We start from the raw sequence: 15,675 nt of genomic DNA on the forward strand, positions 1-15,675 counted from the left end.
CGGGTCAGGCAGCTTAGCCGCCGATCTTCACCAGGGTTCTGCCCTGAATGTTATTGTTCAGGAAATCTGCCGCCACCGCCGGCGTCATTTCCAGCGTGATCTCCGTGGCAGCCTGCTGGTAGAAGCTTTCCGGCAAGGTATTCATCAGGCGTTCCCAGACCGCCGCACGACGTTCGGCAGGCACCGACACCGAATCGACGCCCTGCAGGCGCACATTGCGCAGGATAAACGGCATCACGGTAGTAGGCAGATTAAACCCTCCGGCCAGGCCGCAGGCTGCCACGCAGCCGCCGTAATTGGTCTGCGCCAGCAGTTTTGCCAGCACTTTGTCACCGACCGTATCCACCGCACCGGCCCAGATCTGTTTTTCCAGCGGACGGGTTTCGGCGAAATCATCGCGGGAGAGGATCTCGCTGGCGCCCAGTTTACGCAGGTATTCGTGGGTCGATTCCCGGCCCGTGACCGCCGCCACGGTGTAACCGAGGGTATGCAGTAACGCCACCGCTGTGCTGCCGACACCGCCACTGGCACCGGTCACCACCACGGTGCCACTTTCCGGCGTCACACCGGCGTCTTCCAGCGCCATCACGCACAGCATGGCGGTGAATCCGGCGGTACCGATGATCATGGCGTTACGCGCCGCCATGCCTTCCGGCAAGTGCACCAGCCAGTCGCCTTTCACGCAGGCCTGTTCCGCCAGCCCGCCCCAGTGGGTTTCACCGACGCCCCAGCCGGTGAGGATCACTGACTGCCCGACGGAAAAACGCGGATCTTTGCTGCGGCTGACGTGGCCGGAAAAATCGATGCCCGGCACCATCGGAAACTGACGGATAATTTTGCCCTGGCCGGTAATGGCCAGCGCGTCTTTGTAATTAAGCCCTGACCAGCTGACATCAACCAGCACATCGCCTTCGGTCATTTCCGGCAGCGCAATCTCTTTCACGTGCGCAAGCGTTGCCTTGTCTTGTTGTTCGAGAACCAATGCTTTCATATGTTTTCCTTAAGCGTTCCGGGATTTCGAAGGGTTTTGCGAAACCTACGCCCAATCTTTTGACGAGGCAAGCCCGGAAGGCTTTTTGTCAGGATACCCCCCGGCACCCTGTACCGCCCTGCAAAGCAAAAAGCCCGCTCGGGGCTACCGAAGCGGGCGGGGAGTCAATGGCTAGTATGTTGTAACTATTTCTCGTTCACCGTTTCGCGGCGGGTTTCCTGCACGCTGTACCGGTTGGATTTGAACGGAATATCCAGCCGTTCGCGCAGCGTGGTCGCCTGCGAAGGATGCCAGTAACCGCGCGCTTCCAGCACCGGCAACACCAGCCGCGTAATGTCGGCGAGCGCTTCCACCAGTACCGGTCCGCTGATGATAAATCCGCTCGCACCGCCCTCTTCCACCCAGCGGATCAGCGTATCGGCGACCTGCTCCGGCGTGCCGAAAAACTCACCGCGCGGCAGCGTGGTCTGATAGGCCACTTCACGCAGCGTCAGATGCTGCTCTTTCGCCTGTTTTTTGATGCTGTCTGTGGTCGAACGAAAGGTGTTTTGCCCCAGATCGCCCAGCTCCGGGAACGGGCCGTCTGGCGGATACTGGCTGAAATCGTGGTGATCGAAGAAGCGCCCGAGGTACGCCAGCGCATCGTCGAGGGATAACAGCGACAGCAAATACTGATATTTGGCTTCGGCCTCTTCTTCGGTATGGCCGACAATCGGGCTGATGCCGGGGAAAATACCCACCGGATGACGGCCATTTTTCGCCACCTGCGCCTGTAATTTGGCCGAATACTCCTGCGCTTCTTCCAGCGTGCGGGCGTTAGTGAAAACGGCATCGGCTGATTTTCCCGCCAGGGCGATCCCGGCATCCGACGCACCGGCCTGGAAAATCACCGGCTGCCCCTGTGGCGAACGCTGAATGTTCAGCGGCCCTTCCACCGAGAAGAACTGCCCCTGATGGTTCAGTTTGTGCAGTTTGGCGGCATCGAAAAACACGCCACTTTCACGGTCACGGACAAAGGCATCGTCTTCCCACGAATCCCACAACCCCTGCACCACGCTGATGTACTCCTCGGCAATCTGGTAACGCAGCGCGTGTTCAGGGTGATCCTTGCCAAAGTTTTTAGCTGAACCGGCCAGCGGCGACGTCACCACGTTCCAGCCCGCGCGCCCCTGGCTGATGTTGTCTACCGTCGCCAGCTGACGTGCGACGGTAAAGGGATCGCTGTAAGAGGTTGAAATGGTGCCCGCCAGCCCGATGCTGTGCGTGGCTGAGGCCAGCGCAGACAGCAGCGCGATCGGTTCAAAACGGTTGAGGAAATGCGGCAGCGATTTTTCGTTGATGTGCAGGCCGTCGGCGACAAACAGGAAATCAAACCCGGCGGCTTCGGCGCGCAGGGCCAGATCACGAAAATAGGGGAAATTAACGCTCGCATCGGCAGGCGCCTGTTGATGACGCCACGAATTCATATGGCCGCCTGCACCGTGCAACATCAGACCGAGCTTGATACTTTTTGAATGGCTCATGAAATCTCCTTACAGCTGGCCAGCCAGCAATTCAATGGACTTCAGACGCACGGCGGCATCTGTCAGTGGGGTGTGCAGGACGAATTCGTTGACGCACAGACGGCGCTGAATATCACGCAACTGCTCATGGATATCGCCGGGTGTGCCGTGCAGCACGCTTATCTGTTGCTTTTCGATGGTGAAATGTTTCTCACCGGCCTGACGGACAAAGGCTTCCGCCTGCTCGCGCGTGCCGACGGTGACGTGCCGGTCGCCAATCGTGACGCGAAAATTGTGTTGTTCCGCCACCAGAGCGGCGGCCTCTTCACGCGTCTGCGCCGCCAGCACCGCCAGGCTCACCAGTGCCTGGCCCTGACCCGCAGAATATTCATGGAATGCCAGCACCGATTCGGTCATCACTTCTGCTGACGTATTGATGAAACCGGCGAAAACAAAGTTCCAGCCAAGGGATGCCGCCAGCCGCGCGCTCTCTTTACTGGCACCCAGCAGAAAGCGCTGCGGAGCCACCGGCGGACGCGGCAAGGCGCGTGCTTCGGTCCCGGCCAGATGGTCATCAAGATGGGTCAGATAATGCGTGAGTTGCTGCAACTGCGCGGGAAAGCCCGGCGCATTATCAGCGTGATTGTGCGCACGCAAGGCTTTGGTCGAAAGCGGCAAACCGCCGGGCGCCTTGCCGATGCCGATATCAACGCGATCCGGCGCCAGCGAGGACAAAAGATGGAAATTCTCGGCCACTTTGTACGGGCTGTAATGTTGCAGCATCACACCGCCGGAGCCGATACGCAGCCGCGAGGTGCGCGCCAGCAGCCAGGCGATCAGCACTTCCGGCGAACTGCCGGCCAGTTTATCGGTGTCATGGTGCTCGGAAACCCATAAGCGGTGATACCCCAGTTTTTCCGCCGCCTGCGCAAAGGTCAGCGTCGCCTCCAGTGCCTGCGCAGCGCTCTGCCCGTCAGGTATCGGGCTTTGATCTAATAAGCTCAGTCGGTAATTCACGTCGGGCATTCCTTTTTATCTGCCGGTGTCCGGTAGCCACATCATTAATGATAAAAAGAGTTCCACGAAGTCAGCCTGAAACGAAATAATTAAATCGCGTTTCTATAGTGAATATTTTGCTATGCGGCGGGTTTGCGATTTCGTTTATAAATTATAGCCACAGGGTATTTAGTCCCTTCGCCCTGAGTGGCTAGGATGAAATGACTGCAATCTCTACCCATATAAGGCTATTTATAATGACCCTTTCACTTGCCGATGAAATCCGTACCGATGCAGGTACAAAAAATACTGAATTAGAAAAGCAGCTCATCGCCCACCGTCGCGAATTACATCAACATCCCGAATTATCCAATCAGGAATTTGTCACCACCCGGAAAATTACCGACTGGCTGAACGCGGCGGGGATCCGTATTTTATCCCTCGGTCTGAAAACCGGCGTTGTCGCTGAAATTGGCCCTGAGCACGGGCCGGTGGTGGCGCTGCGCGGGGATATCGACGCCCTGCCGATTGAAGAAACCTCCGGCGTGCCGTTCAGCTCGCAGCAACCGGGCGTCATGCACGCCTGCGGCCATGATTTTCACACGTCGGTGATCCTCGGTGCGGCCTACTTGCTCAAAGCGCGGGAAGACCAATTGCCTGGCCGCGTGAGGTTGTTTTTCCAGCCTGCGGAAGAGCGGTTTGGCGGTGCCTCACAGCTGATCAAGGCCGGTGCGCTGGAAAACGTTGATGCGATTTTTGGCCTGCACAATGCGCCTGAATTGCCGGTGGGCACCTTCTCCACCAAGGGCGGCGCGTTCTACGCCAACGTCGATCGCTTCCAGATAACGGTTACCGGCAAAGGCGCGCACGCGGCGCATCCGGAAGAAGGTGTGGACAGCATTGTCACCGCCAGCCATATCGTCACCGCGCTGCAAACACTGGTCAGCCGCAATGTGGCGGCGCAGGAATCGGCGGTGGTCAGCGTGACCCGCATCGAAGGCGGCAACACCTGGAACGTTCTGCCCCAGCATGTCGAACTGGAAGGCACGGTGCGCACGCATAACGACGATATCAGGGAGCAAATTCCGGGGCGGATCCGCCAGCTGATTTCCGGCGTCGCCGCTGCCCTGGGCGCACAAGCCGAACTGCACTGGTTTGGCGGGCCACCGGCGGTCGTCAACACCCCGCGCTGGGCAGAGTTCAGCCTGCAGGCGGCGGCTGAATTTGGGTATAAAGCCGAAGTGGCGACCGCGCAAATGGGCGGCGAAGACTTTGCGTTTTATTTGCATCACGTCCCCGGTGCATTCGTCAGCATCGGCTCGGCCAGCGAATTTGGTTTACATCATCCGCAGTTTAATCCGGATGAAGCCGCTATTTTCCCGGCGGCGAATTATTTCCAGCAACTGGCCGAAAAAGCCCTGCAGGAATTAACCGCCGGATAACCGCTTTATTCCAGATTTTATTTCCTCACGCCCGGATATTCCGGGCATTTTTCGTGGGTTTTATCCGCTGCTCTGTATTTCCATTTTCTCTCTTTGATTATTTAATTTTGTTGTTTTACATCCCTGTAACACTCGGGAATAGTGAAAGTGTCACCTCACGGTCATCACCACAGACAATAAGCATGCAGGGTAAAAATAATAATGATGAAACATAGCGCCACTCTCACAGCCACCGCCATCGCAGCACTCGTCAGTTTTTCTTCAGCAGCTTACGCCGCGCCGGGTATTGATCTGATTGCCAATGAAACGCCGATACACACGCCGAAAAGCCCGGAAGCCGTGGCAAAAATTCCGGCCAACTTTAAATTTGTCGAACCGGGGACGCTGACCGTGGCACTGGCCGTCCTCGGCAGTGCCCCGCCCTTTGGCCTGTTCGCCCGTGATAACAAAACGGTGATCGGCAGCGAGGCGGATATCGCCCGTCTGGTGGCCGACGGACTGGGCCTGAAGCTGAAAGTGGTCCCGGCGGCCTGGGAGGACTGGCCGCTGGGCGTCACCTCCGGCAAATACGACGCGGCGATCTACAACATCACCGTGACCAAAGACCGCAAAACCAAATTTGATTTCGCCACTTACCGCCAAGACACGCTGGGCTTTTACGTGAAGACCGGCAGCAAAATCACCTCGATAAAATCCGCACCGGACATCGCCGGTAAACGCATTATCGTCGGCTCCGGCACCAATCAGGAAGCCGTGCTGCTGGCGTGGGATAAAGAGAATCAGGCCAAGGGGCTGCCGGCGTTTAAACCGCAATACGTGACCGACGATGCCGCCGCGACGCTGGCGATCCAGTCTGGCCGCGCCGATGCCACTTTCGGCCCGAACGTGACCGGCGCGTATAAATCGCTGCTGACCGGTAAAACCCAACTGGTCGGCACCGTGCCGGGCGGCTGGCCGAAAACGGCCAACATCGCTGTCACGCTGAAAAAGGGTAACGGATTAGTGGATGCCGTGCAGGCGTCGCTCAACAGCGCCATCGCCAGCGGTGCCTATTTACAGGTGCTGGATCGCTGGGGCGAGAGCGTCGAAAAAATTGACCATTCAGAAATCAACCCGCCGGGACTGGGCGACTGATCAGGAGACTGCACCATGAGCGACGATATCTTTATTCAGACCGTGCCGGACGATCCGCTGATTGCGCCCGTCATCGAAGGGTTATTTGGTGAATACCGCGAGCGCTACGGCGACTTTTTCTCCAGCCAGCCACCGGAAGATGACAGCGTATTTTCCGCGCCCGGCGGCGCATTTATCGTCCTGCTGAGAAACGGCGCGCCCATTGCGATGGGCGCCTACAAACGCTACGACGAGGACACCGCCGAACTGAAACGCATCTGGACGCACCGTTCGCTGCGCCGTCAGGGGCTGGCACAGAAGATTTTGCAGGAACTGGAGCGTCGGGTGGCGGCACAAGGTTACCGCCGGGTCTTTCTGACCACGGGTTTCCGTCAGCCGGAAGCCGTCGGGTTGTATTTATCCCACGGTTATCAGCCGCAGTTCGACACCCGGCTGGATCCGGAAGTGTATTCCCGCCCACCGTATGACGGGCGTCTGCCCTTCATCAAGGCACTGACCGCTGATGTTCCGGTCACCTGACCGGCACGATAACACTCAATACAGGCAGAAATAGTATGAGCGAAAACACATCCCCGTTCGTGAATCATCCCCCGCTGAAAGTGGTGCCGGCACGCTATCCGTGGCGGCTGGCCGGTGCGGTTTTTTCGGTGTTCATTTTGCTGGCGATTGTGCAGTCGATAGCCACCAATCCCCGCTGGGAATGGGGTGTGTTTCGCCAGTGGTTTTTTGAACCGGTGATTTTGTCGGGGCTGGCTAAAACCCTGCTTCTCACCCTGCTCGGCACGGTATTTGGCGTCATCTTCGGCACCGCGCTGGCCCTCGCCCGCCTGTCGAAATCCTACCTGCTCAATTCGCTGGCCTGGGGTTACATCTGGTTGTTCCGTTCGCTGCCATTGTTGCTGGTGCTGATCATCCTCTACAACTTTTCCTATCTGTACGACAACCTCTCGCTCGGCATTCCGTTTACCTCACTGTCGTTTTTCAGCACCCCGACCGTGGATCTGCTGGATCAGTTCTCCGTCGCCGTTCTCGGCTTGTCGCTGGTGCAATCGGCGTATACCGCAGAAATCATCCGCGGCGGGATCATGGGCGTTGAACAGGGTCAGCACGAAGCGGCAGCGGCGCTGGGGTTACCGGCATACCGCCGCACCTTCCGCATCATTTTGCCGCAGGCGCTGCGCTCAATTCTGCCGACCGGTTTTAACGAAGTGATCAGCCTGGCGAAAGGCACGTCGATTGTGTACGTGCTGTCGATGCCGGAACTGTTTTACACCGTGCAGGTGATTTACAACCGCACCCAGCAGGTGATCCCGCTGCTGATGGTGGCGACCATCTGGTATCTGTTGATCACCACGGTGCTGTCGGTTTTACAGTATTACGTCGAGCGTTATTTCTCACGCGGCACCGTACGTCAGACTGCCCCGACGCTTTTCCAGCGCCTGCGCCAGTGGCGTCTGACCCGCGCGTGAGCGGCTTAACTTTCCAGGAGAATCATCATGTCCGAAGCCTTTGATTTATTTGTAAACCGCCCGGCGGAAACTCCCGTTAAGCCGTTGTTCCCGCGCAGGCCGCAGGCGGCCACCGTCGGACACATCAGCATCAGTAACCTGAGCAAATATTACGGCGCGCATAAGGCGCTGGATAACGTCAGCCTGAACATCGAACCGGGGACGGTCACGGTGATCCTCGGCCCCTCCGGCTCCGGCAAATCCACCCTGCTGCGTACCATCAATCATCTCGAACGCGTGGATGAAGGTTTTATTCAGATCGACGGCGAGTACATCGGTTACCGCCGCAAGGGTGACACGCTGTACGAACTGAAAGAGCGCGCCATTCTTAAACAGCGCACCCACGTCGGTTATGTGTTCCAAAATTTCAATTTATTCCCGCACATGACGGTGCTGGATAACATTATCGAAGCGCCGGTGGTGCACGGTTTGCTGAGCCGCAAGCAGGCCATCCTGCGGGCCTATGATCTGCTCGACACCGTTGGCCTGCGCGAAAAAGCCCACGCCTGGCCGCGACATTTGTCCGGCGGCCAGCAGCAACGCATCGCCATTGCGCGTGCGCTGGCACTCAATCCCAAAGTCATGCTGTTCGACGAACCCACCTCCGCCCTTGACCCGGAGCTGGTCGGCGAAGTGCTGGACGTGATTAAAAAACTGGCGCAATCGGGCGTCACGCTGGTGGTGGTCACCCATGAAATTGGCTTTGCGCGCCAGGTGGCGGATCAGGTGGTGTTTATGGTGGATGGCCGTGTGGTGGAAAGCGGCGCTGCCGCACAGGTACTGGAGCGACCGGTTCATGCGAGGACCAAAGCTTTCTTAGAAAAGGTGCTTTAAGATTTCCGATTGCACCGGAAAATAGCAGAAAAGTGCTTTTGCTGTTTTGGATTACGCCCCGCTTTTTCAGCAATCGCGGTTTACGCACCTGGGCGGCGGCGACAGGCCGCCCCCAGGCCGGTGTTACCTTGACGTTAAACGTCAGCTTACGGATATACCCCTTTAAACACCGTCTTCTTCCTCGGCTCCGACATAATCCCTTCCAGCGCCTCGACGCACCGGAGATAATGCGGGGTTTTCTTATGCGCCAGCACCGCGTCGTTATCCTGATAGGCTTCGTAGATAAAGAACCGCGTCGGTACCGTCTCGTCCTGCAATACATCAAACCGCAGATTTCCCGGCTCCTGCACCGCGCCGAGATGGTTGGCGTGGAACACTTTCAGAAACTCTTCCACCTTCTCCGGCTGAACATTAATTTCGACCAGCGTCACTTCCATGATTCACCCCTTTTCGCTCAGGAACAGTTCATACGCATGTGCCACGCTGGCGTTTTCATGCACCACCGCCTTCACGGCTTTCAGCATGGCGACCGGTGATTCTGACTGGAAGATGTTGCGTCCCATATCGACACCCGATGCGCCCTGATCGATGGCCTTGAAGCACATTTCCAGCGCCTCGCGTTCCGGCAGTTTTTTACCGCCGGCTATCACGATAGGCACCGGGCAGCCCGCCGCGACGCGCTCAAAACCTTCATCAACGAAATAGGTTTTGATGATGTTGGCGCCCATTTCCGCCGCGATGCGGGTCGCCAGCGAGAAGTAACGCTGATCGCGCGCCATGTCGGTTCCGACGCCGGTCACCGCCATGGTCGGCATGCCGTAGCGCATCCCCTGATCGACCAGCTGAATAATATTTTTAATCGACTGATGCTCGTATTCACTGCCGATATACACCTGCGCCGCCATCGCCGTGACGTTCAGGCGCAGCGCATCTTCAATCGCCACCGCCACCGTTTCGTTGGAAAGTTCGGTCAGGATCGAGTTGCCGCCGGACGCGCGCATCACCACCGGTTTGTTGACGGCGGCAGGCACCACGCTGCGCAGCACGCCACGGGTACACATCAGCACGTCGGTGTGGGCGAACAGCGGCGCAATGTTGATGTCAATGCGTTCAAGGCCAGTCGTCGGGCCCTGAAAATAGCCGTGGTCAAACGCCAGCATGACCGTACGACCGGATTCAGGATTGAAAATCCGCGCCAGCCGCGACTGCATGCCCCAGTCGAGCTGACCGCAGCCTTTAAGAAAGAAGGCGTGATTGTGCTGCGGCGTGCCGATGCCGAAGTTTTTGCCGTCTCTGATGTCATCCAGATCTGCCATTTTCCTGTCTCCTTATCGTCAGAAATCGTATTTACCGATGTTGTCTTTGGTGAAGACCACACGCTCCGGCAGTAACACAATGCCGTTGCCTTTGGCCTCATACTGGTAGCCCTGCACGCTGTTAGGCATCACTTCCACCGTTCCGACGTCCGGTACGTCCAGTTTGTCACCCACGTTAAATTCGCCTTTTTTCAATAAATGATCGGCCACGTAAACCGAGATCTTGCCCTGACTGACCACGTCCCACAGACCGAACTGTTTCACCGTGCCGCGCTCAACGTACGGGCGCATCACGTTTGGCGTACTGAAGCCGACGATGGTGACGTTGGTGCGTTTGAGGTTTTCCGCCGCCTGTGCGGCAGCCGGTAATGCGTTGGCGTCAGGGGCAATAATCGCGTCGAGATCGCCATAAGATTTGAGGATCCCTTCGGCGGTTTGCAGCGATTTGGTGGCGTCGTTATAGCCGTACTGCGTGGTCACGATTTCCCAGCCCGGATGCTCTTTGGCGATTTTGGCTTTCGCCTCTTTCACCCACTGGTTCTGGTCGGTCACCGTCGGGCTGGAATAGAAGAACGCCACTTTGGCTTTTTCTTTTTTCACCTGACTCGCCGTCATCTCCACCAGCATGGATCCGAGCTGCTGCGGGGTGCCCTGGTTGATGTAAATCGAGCGGCATTCCGGTTTGGTATCGGAATCCCAGGTCAGCACTTTTACGCCGCGCTGCATGGCGCGTTTCAGCGCCGGACACAATCCGTCGGGCGACACCGCCGCGACCACAATCGCGTTGTAGCCCTGATTGACAAAGTTGTTGATCATCTGCACCTGACCGGAAACGCTCGGTTCGGTCGGGCCGTCGTAGGTTACATCCACGCCCAACGCCTTGCCCGCTGCCGTGGCGCCGTTACCGCCGCTGGTGAAATAACCGACGCCCACCAGTTTAGGAATAAACGCGATACGTTCTGCCGCCTGCGCGCTCAGGCAGGCGAGGCTGACGGCGCTGGCAATTAATACGGTTTTCATTGTGTTGGCTTTCATCATTAACCCCGGCTTATTGAGAAGACGTGACAGAAGAAGGCGCAGACCAACGCTGGCGATAACGCTGGAAAACACTGCGGATAAGACCCCGGTTGAGGCTAGCGGAACGGCCAATCACCACCAGGATAAGCAGCGCACCCGACAGCGCGCTGGAAACCTGACTGGAGACGCCGACCATCTGTAAACCCTGCTGGAGATACCCGATCAGCAGCGTCGCCAGCGCCGTGCCGAGAATGGAACCTGAACCGCCGTAGATATTGGCGCCGCCGAGCACCACGGCGGTGATGGCGGGCATCAGCAAGGCGTTACCGAGATCAGAACGCGCCGAGCCGAAATAAGAGGTCATCAGAATGGCGGCCACCGCGGAGGCCAGCCCGGTCATGCCGTAAAGGGCAAACACCGTGCGGCTGACCGGCAGCGCGCCGTAACGCGCCACACGGGCATTCTGACCGATGAGGAACACGTTGCGACCGGTGCGACTGCGGTGCATCAGCAGCCAGAAAAACAGCGTCGCCAGCAGGAAGATCAGCAGCGGCATGGGTAATCCCAGCACCACCTGATTGGCGAAATTGGTAAAGGCATCCGGGAAATTACCGATGCCTTCGAAACCCGTCGCGCCCGCCAGCCCCGAAAGCAGCAAGGCGCTGCCGCCGAACAGATAGAGCGTTCCGAGCGTGATCACCAGCGGATTGACGCCGGTATAGAGGATCAGCGCCGCGTTGAGTAAACCGCAGGCGGCACCGAGCGCCAGCGTGAGGACTATCGCCAGCGCCAGCGGCACACCGGCCTGACACAACACGCCGAGCGCGATGGCGCACAGGCCGATAGTGGAACCGAAAGAAATGTCGATGCCACCGCTGACAATCACCAGCGTCAGCGGCAGCGCCACAATGCCGATGGTGATGAAATCACTGGTACTGAACAGCAGTGTACTGGCGTCCAGCATGCGCGGGTTGGCGAAACCGAACAGCAAGATTTCGGCAATCAGCAGCACCAGCAGCGCCGCTTCCCAGCCATATTGTTGAAGTTTATTCATCACACCACCCCGCTCTTTTTGCCGGTACTTAGCCGTCGGCTGGTATTTTTCGGTTGCTGAGATTTACGTTCAGCAGGTTTCTTCGAAACCGGCGGGCTGGCGGAAAGGAAACGGGCGTATTTCTGGCGGCGCAGGTTTTTCTGCAACGCCTGCCGCAATCTGCCGTCGAACACCAGCACCGCCAGCAACACCACGCCGGCGATAAAATCGTTCCACCAGGCAGGAAGACGTAACAACACCAGCACGCTGTCAATTTGGGTCAGGAAATAGGCGCCGAGCACCGCGCCGACGATTGAACCGGTGCCGCCGAGCAGGCTGATGCCGCCCAGCACGCAGGCAGCGATGGCTTTCATCTCCAGCCCGCTGCCGGTCTGGTTTGGCACAAAGCCGATTTGCGAGGCGAACACGATCCCGGCGATCGCCGCCATCATGCCGTTGATGCCGAACGCCAGAATGCGCACGCGGTTGACCGCCACGCCGAGCTGCCGTGCGCCCTGTAAGTTGTCGCCGACAGCGTAGAAACTGCGGCCAAAGGCGGTGCGGCTGAGCATCCAGAACATCGCCGCAAGTAAAACAATCACCAGCCAGCCCAGTGATGAAACGCTGAGGAACACCGGTTCAGAGAGCGATTTCAGCCCGGCCGGTAAGCCTTCAATCCATTTGCCGCCGGTCATCAGCAGCATCAGCCCGCGGTATAACCCGAGCGTACCGAGCGTGGCGACAATCGCCGGAATACGCAGCCACGCGACCAGCACACCGTTGAACACCCCGGCCAGCAAGCCGGTGCCGAGCGTCAGCAGACAGGCCAGCGGCAGGCTCATGCCGCCGTTGAGCAGCACGCCCAGCGTCACGGCGCACAGGCCGGTAATGGAACCCACCGATACGTCAATGTTGCGGGTCAGCATCACCACGGTGGCCCCCATCGCCAGCAACATCAGGATCTGCGCGCTGCCGAAAATCATGCTCAGGGTCTGGAAGCTGAATGACTGGCTGTCCATTGCGCCGAGCAGGGCAAACAGCGCGATAATCGCCATCAGCGCGGTCAGCTCACGATTGTTCTGTATGCGCTTTAGCATGAGGATCCTCCGGTGGCGGCGGTCTGGGGATGATTACCAAACGCGATGTGCATGATGTTATTGACGTTGATGTCCGCCCCGCGCAATTCTCCGCTCAGTTCCCCCTGATGCATGACGAACACCCGCCCTGCCAGCGCTTCGATCTCATCGAGATCGGAAGAAATCAGGATCACCGCCACGTTCTGCTCCACCACGTTGCGCAGCAGCTGGTAAATGTCGGCGCGCGCGGACACATCCACGCCCCGCGTCGGTTCATCCACAATCAGCACCGCTGGCTGCGCCTCGAGGCATTTGGCGATCAGCAGTTTTTGCTGATTACCGCCGGAAAGCGTGCGGGCGGTTTGCGCCCCGTCGCGGTATTTAATGCCGAGTGCCCGGTGATAGCGTTCCAGCACCGCGGCTTCGCGTTTGATATTCAGCCACCAGCCCTGACGGTTGAAGGTGAGTGAGGTGGTGTTCCAGCTCAGCGGCGCATCCAGATACAGGCCGGAGGCCTGCCGGTCTTCCGGCAGATACACCAGCCCTTTTTTCAGCCGCTGTAAGGTCGTCAGGCCGCTGATGTCTTGTTGCATCAGCATCACCTGACCGCTTTGCGCGGGGCGCAGGCCATACAGGGTTTCCGCCAGTTCGGTTCGCCCTGCTCCCACCACGCCTGCCAGCCCGACGATTTCCCCGGCGCGGGCGCTGAACGAAATATTGATAAAGCCTTCACCGGTCAGATTCTGCACCTGTAAGACCGGTTCGCTGCCTGCCTGATTACGCCGTGTGCCGGGCAGATCCAGCCACAGTTTTTGTTCTGCGGGCAGCGCGTTGTCCAGGTTTCGCGGGGTGATAGCGCGGATCAGCGCATCGTTATCGAGGTCAGACAATGTGCCGCTCAGCGCGATATTGCCGTCGCGCATGACGCTGACACGGTCGGCAATCGCGCGGATTTCCGGCAGTTTATGCGAGATAAACACCACGCCGACGCCTTTGTCAGTCAGATGCCTGACCTGGGTAAACAGGCGGGCGGATTCTGCCGGTGTCAGCGAGGCGGTCGGTTCATCGAGGATCAGCAATCGCGCGTCGCGCATCAGTCCGCGCAGGATTTCCACCAGTTGCTGATCGGCCACCTCAAGGGTGCCAGCCAGCGCACCGAGCGGCAGGTTGCAGCCCAGCCCGTCCAGCGTGTGTTGCAGTTTTTTCTCGCTGGCCTGCCGGGCGGGTAAGCGAAACAGAATATTTTCCCGCACCGTCAGGCTCGGGAACAGCATCGGCTCCTGCGGCACCAGATAGATGCCCGCCTCATGCGCTTTCGCGGGGGTCATCGCCACCAGCGGTTGCCCCGCGAGCTGCATCTCACCGCTGTCCGCTGTCTCGACGCCGGCAATGATTTTCATCAGCGTTGATTTCCCGGCCCCGTTCCCGCCGAGCAGCGCATGCACTTCCCCGGAGTGCAGGCTGAAACTGATGTCTTTCAGCACGGCGATACCGGAAAAATTTTTGCTGACGCCGCTGACCTGTAAAAGTACAGGCGGGCAACCGGGTGCTGCGGATGAATGTTCGCTGTGCTGCATGCGTCGCCCTCGGACTGGATACATTAAGTGAACAAATGTATTTATCATTTAACATTGTTCATAAACCTAGTCTGCGGTGGGGAAGAAAACTTTTGGGTCGATCACAATTTGTTCAACTCATATACTCTGCGATATGATTCAGGCATCAATCATTTGGAATTTGCCATACACATCACAGTTAACAACATTTCGTTAACGAACAATTGATCTACATTTTGATAAGTGTTCACTATGACTTCTGAAAACGGCACAAAAACGGTCCTGTCCGATTTAACTAATCATCTGGAATTCAGCATGGGTGAAGAGGAACTGCTGGCGCGCACCGCGTGGTTCTATTACCACGACGGCCTGACCCAAAATGAGATTGGTGAACGGCTTGGGCTGACGCGGCTGAAAGTCTCGCGCCTGCTGGAAAAAGGCCGGCAGTCCGGGGTGATCCGGGTGCAAATTAACTCGCGTTTCGAGGGGTGTCTGTCGCTGGAAAACACCCTGCTGGAACGTTTTGACTTGCAGCAAATCCGCGTGCTGCCGCAGCTGGCCGACGGCTCGCTGAGCGCACGGTTGGGCGTCGGCGCGGCGCATATGCTGATGACCCTGCTCAAACCAGAACAGCTGCTGGCGGTAGGCTTTGGCGAAACGGCGATGAGTACGCTGCAACACCTGAGCGGATTTATCTCCTCGCAGCAAATCCGCATGGTGACGCTTTCCGGCGGTGTCGGGCCGTACATGACCGGCATCGGCCAGCTGGATGCCGCCTGCGGGGTCAGCATTATTCCCGCGCCGCTGCGGGCATCATCCGCCAGCGTGGCCGCGATTTTCCGTCAGGAACGAAACGTTCACGACGTGATGCTGGCAGCCTGCGCCGCCGATATCGCGGTGGTCGGCATTGGTTCGCTGAACCAGAAACAGGAAGCGACGATCCTGCGCTCCGGGTATATCAGCGAAGGCGAACAGTTGTTATTTGGCCGCAAAGGCGCGGTCGGCGACATTCTCGGTTTCTTTATGCAGCGCAGCGGCGAGCTGGCAGAAAATATGGCGATCCACGATGAGCTGATCGCCGTGAAGCCGGACGAACTGGCCAGCATCCCCACCGTGTTAGGCGTGGCGGGCGGTGTCGAGAAAGCCGAGGCCATTGTCGCGGCGCTGAAAGGTAAACGCATTAACGCACTGGTTACTGAAGAGAGCACAGCAAGAGCCATGCTGGCGCTGCTCGGCTGACCCGCAGGGTGTAAGGGGTGTGGCGGTCAGG

The 15,675-nt window shown here is 58.3% G+C and carries 15 protein-coding genes; 6 read left to right on the forward strand and 9 right to left on the reverse strand.

Annotation, left to right across the window (positions count from 1 at the left end; all coding sequences use genetic code 11):
* Positions 1-13 precede the first annotated feature (13 nt).
* From ED901_RS07465 to ED901_RS07475, 3 genes are all read right to left on the reverse strand, one after another.
* Positions 14-991: an oxidoreductase gene (locus tag ED901_RS07465; protein WP_122095488.1), complete on the reverse strand. Its 978-nt coding sequence runs from the start codon at positions 989-991 to the stop codon at positions 14-16.
* Between the two features lie 185 nt (positions 992-1,176).
* On the reverse strand, positions 1,177-2,514 hold the full coding sequence (locus ED901_RS07470) for an LLM class flavin-dependent oxidoreductase (RefSeq protein ID WP_056780575.1): 1,338 nt from the start codon (positions 2,512-2,514) through the stop codon (positions 1,177-1,179).
* Between the two features lie 9 nt (positions 2,515-2,523).
* A complete protein-coding gene (locus ED901_RS07475) occupies positions 2,524-3,510 on the reverse strand; it encodes an MsnO8 family LLM class oxidoreductase (RefSeq protein WP_122095489.1) in 987 nt (328 codons plus the stop codon).
* Between the two features lie 236 nt (positions 3,511-3,746).
* Here ED901_RS07475 and ED901_RS07480 point away from each other — a divergent pair, with 236 nt between their 5' ends.
* From ED901_RS07480 to ED901_RS07500, 5 genes are all read left to right on the forward strand, one after another.
* On the forward strand, positions 3,747-4,931 hold the full coding sequence (locus ED901_RS07480; protein WP_122095490.1) for a M20 peptidase aminoacylase family protein: 1,185 nt from the start codon (positions 3,747-3,749) through the stop codon (positions 4,929-4,931).
* 204 nt (positions 4,932-5,135) lie between these two features.
* The gene (locus ED901_RS07485) at positions 5,136-6,065 is read left to right on the forward strand and encodes an ABC transporter substrate-binding protein (protein ID WP_183848133.1); all 930 of its coding nucleotides are present in this window, start codon (positions 5,136-5,138) and stop codon (positions 6,063-6,065) included.
* A 15-nt stretch (positions 6,066-6,080) separates the two neighbouring features.
* Positions 6,081-6,584 (forward strand): GNAT family N-acetyltransferase, encoded by a 504-nt coding sequence (locus tag ED901_RS07490; RefSeq protein ID WP_056780587.1) that lies wholly within the window; start codon positions 6,081-6,083, stop codon positions 6,582-6,584.
* A gap of 35 nt (positions 6,585-6,619) precedes the next feature.
* Positions 6,620-7,534, forward strand: coding sequence for an amino acid ABC transporter permease (locus ED901_RS07495; protein WP_122095492.1), 915 nt, complete (start codon positions 6,620-6,622; stop codon positions 7,532-7,534).
* Between the two features lie 27 nt (positions 7,535-7,561).
* Complete coding sequence (locus ED901_RS07500) at positions 7,562-8,407, forward strand: amino acid ABC transporter ATP-binding protein (protein ID WP_240993885.1); 846 nt, start codon at positions 7,562-7,564, stop codon at positions 8,405-8,407.
* Positions 8,408-8,553: 146 nt separating this feature from the next.
* Here ED901_RS07500 and lsrG read toward each other — a convergent pair whose 3' ends face one another.
* The 6 genes from lsrG to lsrA are packed head-to-tail and all read right to left on the reverse strand — an operon-like array spanning position 8,554 to position 14,426.
* The gene (gene lsrG, locus ED901_RS07505) at positions 8,554-8,844 is read right to left on the reverse strand and encodes a (4S)-4-hydroxy-5-phosphonooxypentane-2,3-dione isomerase (RefSeq protein ID WP_056780596.1); all 291 of its coding nucleotides are present in this window, start codon (positions 8,842-8,844) and stop codon (positions 8,554-8,556) included.
* A 3-nt stretch (positions 8,845-8,847) separates the two neighbouring features.
* Positions 8,848-9,723 carry a 3-hydroxy-5-phosphonooxypentane-2,4-dione thiolase gene (gene lsrF / locus ED901_RS07510; RefSeq protein ID WP_122095493.1) on the reverse strand — a complete coding sequence of 292 codons (876 nt, stop codon included), beginning with the start codon at positions 9,721-9,723 and terminating at the stop codon, positions 8,848-8,850.
* Between the two features lie 18 nt (positions 9,724-9,741).
* Positions 9,742-10,743 carry an autoinducer 2 ABC transporter substrate-binding protein LsrB gene (gene lsrB, locus ED901_RS07515; RefSeq protein ID WP_371414292.1) on the reverse strand — a complete coding sequence of 334 codons (1,002 nt, stop codon included), beginning with the start codon at positions 10,741-10,743 and terminating at the stop codon, positions 9,742-9,744.
* 28 nt (positions 10,744-10,771) lie between these two features.
* On the reverse strand, positions 10,772-11,794 hold the full coding sequence (lsrD, locus tag ED901_RS07520) for an autoinducer 2 ABC transporter permease LsrD (RefSeq protein WP_122095494.1): 1,023 nt from the start codon (positions 11,792-11,794) through the stop codon (positions 10,772-10,774).
* Positions 11,794-12,870, reverse strand: coding sequence for an autoinducer 2 ABC transporter permease LsrC (lsrC, locus tag ED901_RS07525; RefSeq protein WP_122095495.1), 1,077 nt, complete (start codon positions 12,868-12,870; stop codon positions 11,794-11,796). The genes lsrD and lsrC overlap by 1 nt, the downstream gene beginning before the upstream one ends.
* Positions 12,864-14,426: an autoinducer 2 ABC transporter ATP-binding protein LsrA gene (lsrA, locus tag ED901_RS07530; protein ID WP_122095496.1), complete on the reverse strand. Its 1,563-nt coding sequence runs from the start codon at positions 14,424-14,426 to the stop codon at positions 12,864-12,866. The genes lsrC and lsrA overlap by 7 nt, the downstream gene beginning before the upstream one ends.
* A gap of 231 nt (positions 14,427-14,657) precedes the next feature.
* Here lsrA and lsrR point away from each other — a divergent pair, with 231 nt between their 5' ends.
* The gene (lsrR, locus tag ED901_RS07535) at positions 14,658-15,644 is read left to right on the forward strand and encodes a transcriptional regulator LsrR (RefSeq protein ID WP_056780619.1); all 987 of its coding nucleotides are present in this window, start codon (positions 14,658-14,660) and stop codon (positions 15,642-15,644) included.
* The last annotated feature ends 31 nt before the right edge of the window (positions 15,645-15,675 follow it).

The sequence above is a fragment of the Rahnella sp. Larv3_ips genome, from assembly GCF_003697865.1.
Lineage (GTDB): Bacteria > Pseudomonadota > Gammaproteobacteria > Enterobacterales > Enterobacteriaceae > Rahnella > Rahnella rivi.

Bases quoted from the DNA above. Each gene is read 5' to 3' on its own strand.
- ED901_RS07465 (WP_122095488.1), bottom strand. From the start codon at position 991: ATGAAAGCATTGGTTCTCGAACAACAAGACAAGGCAACGCTTGCGCAC.
- ED901_RS07470 (WP_056780575.1), bottom strand. From the start codon at position 2,514: ATGAGCCATTCAAAAAGTATCAAGCTCGGTCTGATGTTGCACGGTGCA.
- ED901_RS07480 (WP_122095490.1), top strand. From the start codon at position 3,747: ATGACCCTTTCACTTGCCGATGAAATCCGTACCGATGCAGGTACAAAA.
- ED901_RS07485 (WP_183848133.1), top strand. From the start codon at position 5,136: ATGAAACATAGCGCCACTCTCACAGCCACCGCCATCGCAGCACTCGTC.
- ED901_RS07490 (WP_056780587.1), top strand. From the start codon at position 6,081: ATGAGCGACGATATCTTTATTCAGACCGTGCCGGACGATCCGCTGATT.
- ED901_RS07495 (WP_122095492.1), top strand. From the start codon at position 6,620: ATGAGCGAAAACACATCCCCGTTCGTGAATCATCCCCCGCTGAAAGTG.
- ED901_RS07500 (WP_240993885.1), top strand. From the start codon at position 7,562: ATGTCCGAAGCCTTTGATTTATTTGTAAACCGCCCGGCGGAAACTCCC.
- lsrG (WP_056780596.1), bottom strand. From the start codon at position 8,844: ATGGAAGTGACGCTGGTCGAAATTAATGTTCAGCCGGAGAAGGTGGAA.
- lsrF (WP_122095493.1), bottom strand. From the start codon at position 9,723: ATGGCAGATCTGGATGACATCAGAGACGGCAAAAACTTCGGCATCGGC.
- lsrB (WP_371414292.1), bottom strand. From the start codon at position 10,743: ATGAAAACCGTATTAATTGCCAGCGCCGTCAGCCTCGCCTGCCTGAGC.
- lsrD (WP_122095494.1), bottom strand. From the start codon at position 11,794: ATGAATAAACTTCAACAATATGGCTGGGAAGCGGCGCTGCTGGTGCTG.
- lsrC (WP_122095495.1), bottom strand. From the start codon at position 12,870: ATGCTAAAGCGCATACAGAACAATCGTGAGCTGACCGCGCTGATGGCG.
- lsrA (WP_122095496.1), bottom strand. From the start codon at position 14,426: ATGCAGCACAGCGAACATTCATCCGCAGCACCCGGTTGCCCGCCTGTA.
- lsrR (WP_056780619.1), top strand. From the start codon at position 14,658: ATGACTTCTGAAAACGGCACAAAAACGGTCCTGTCCGATTTAACTAAT.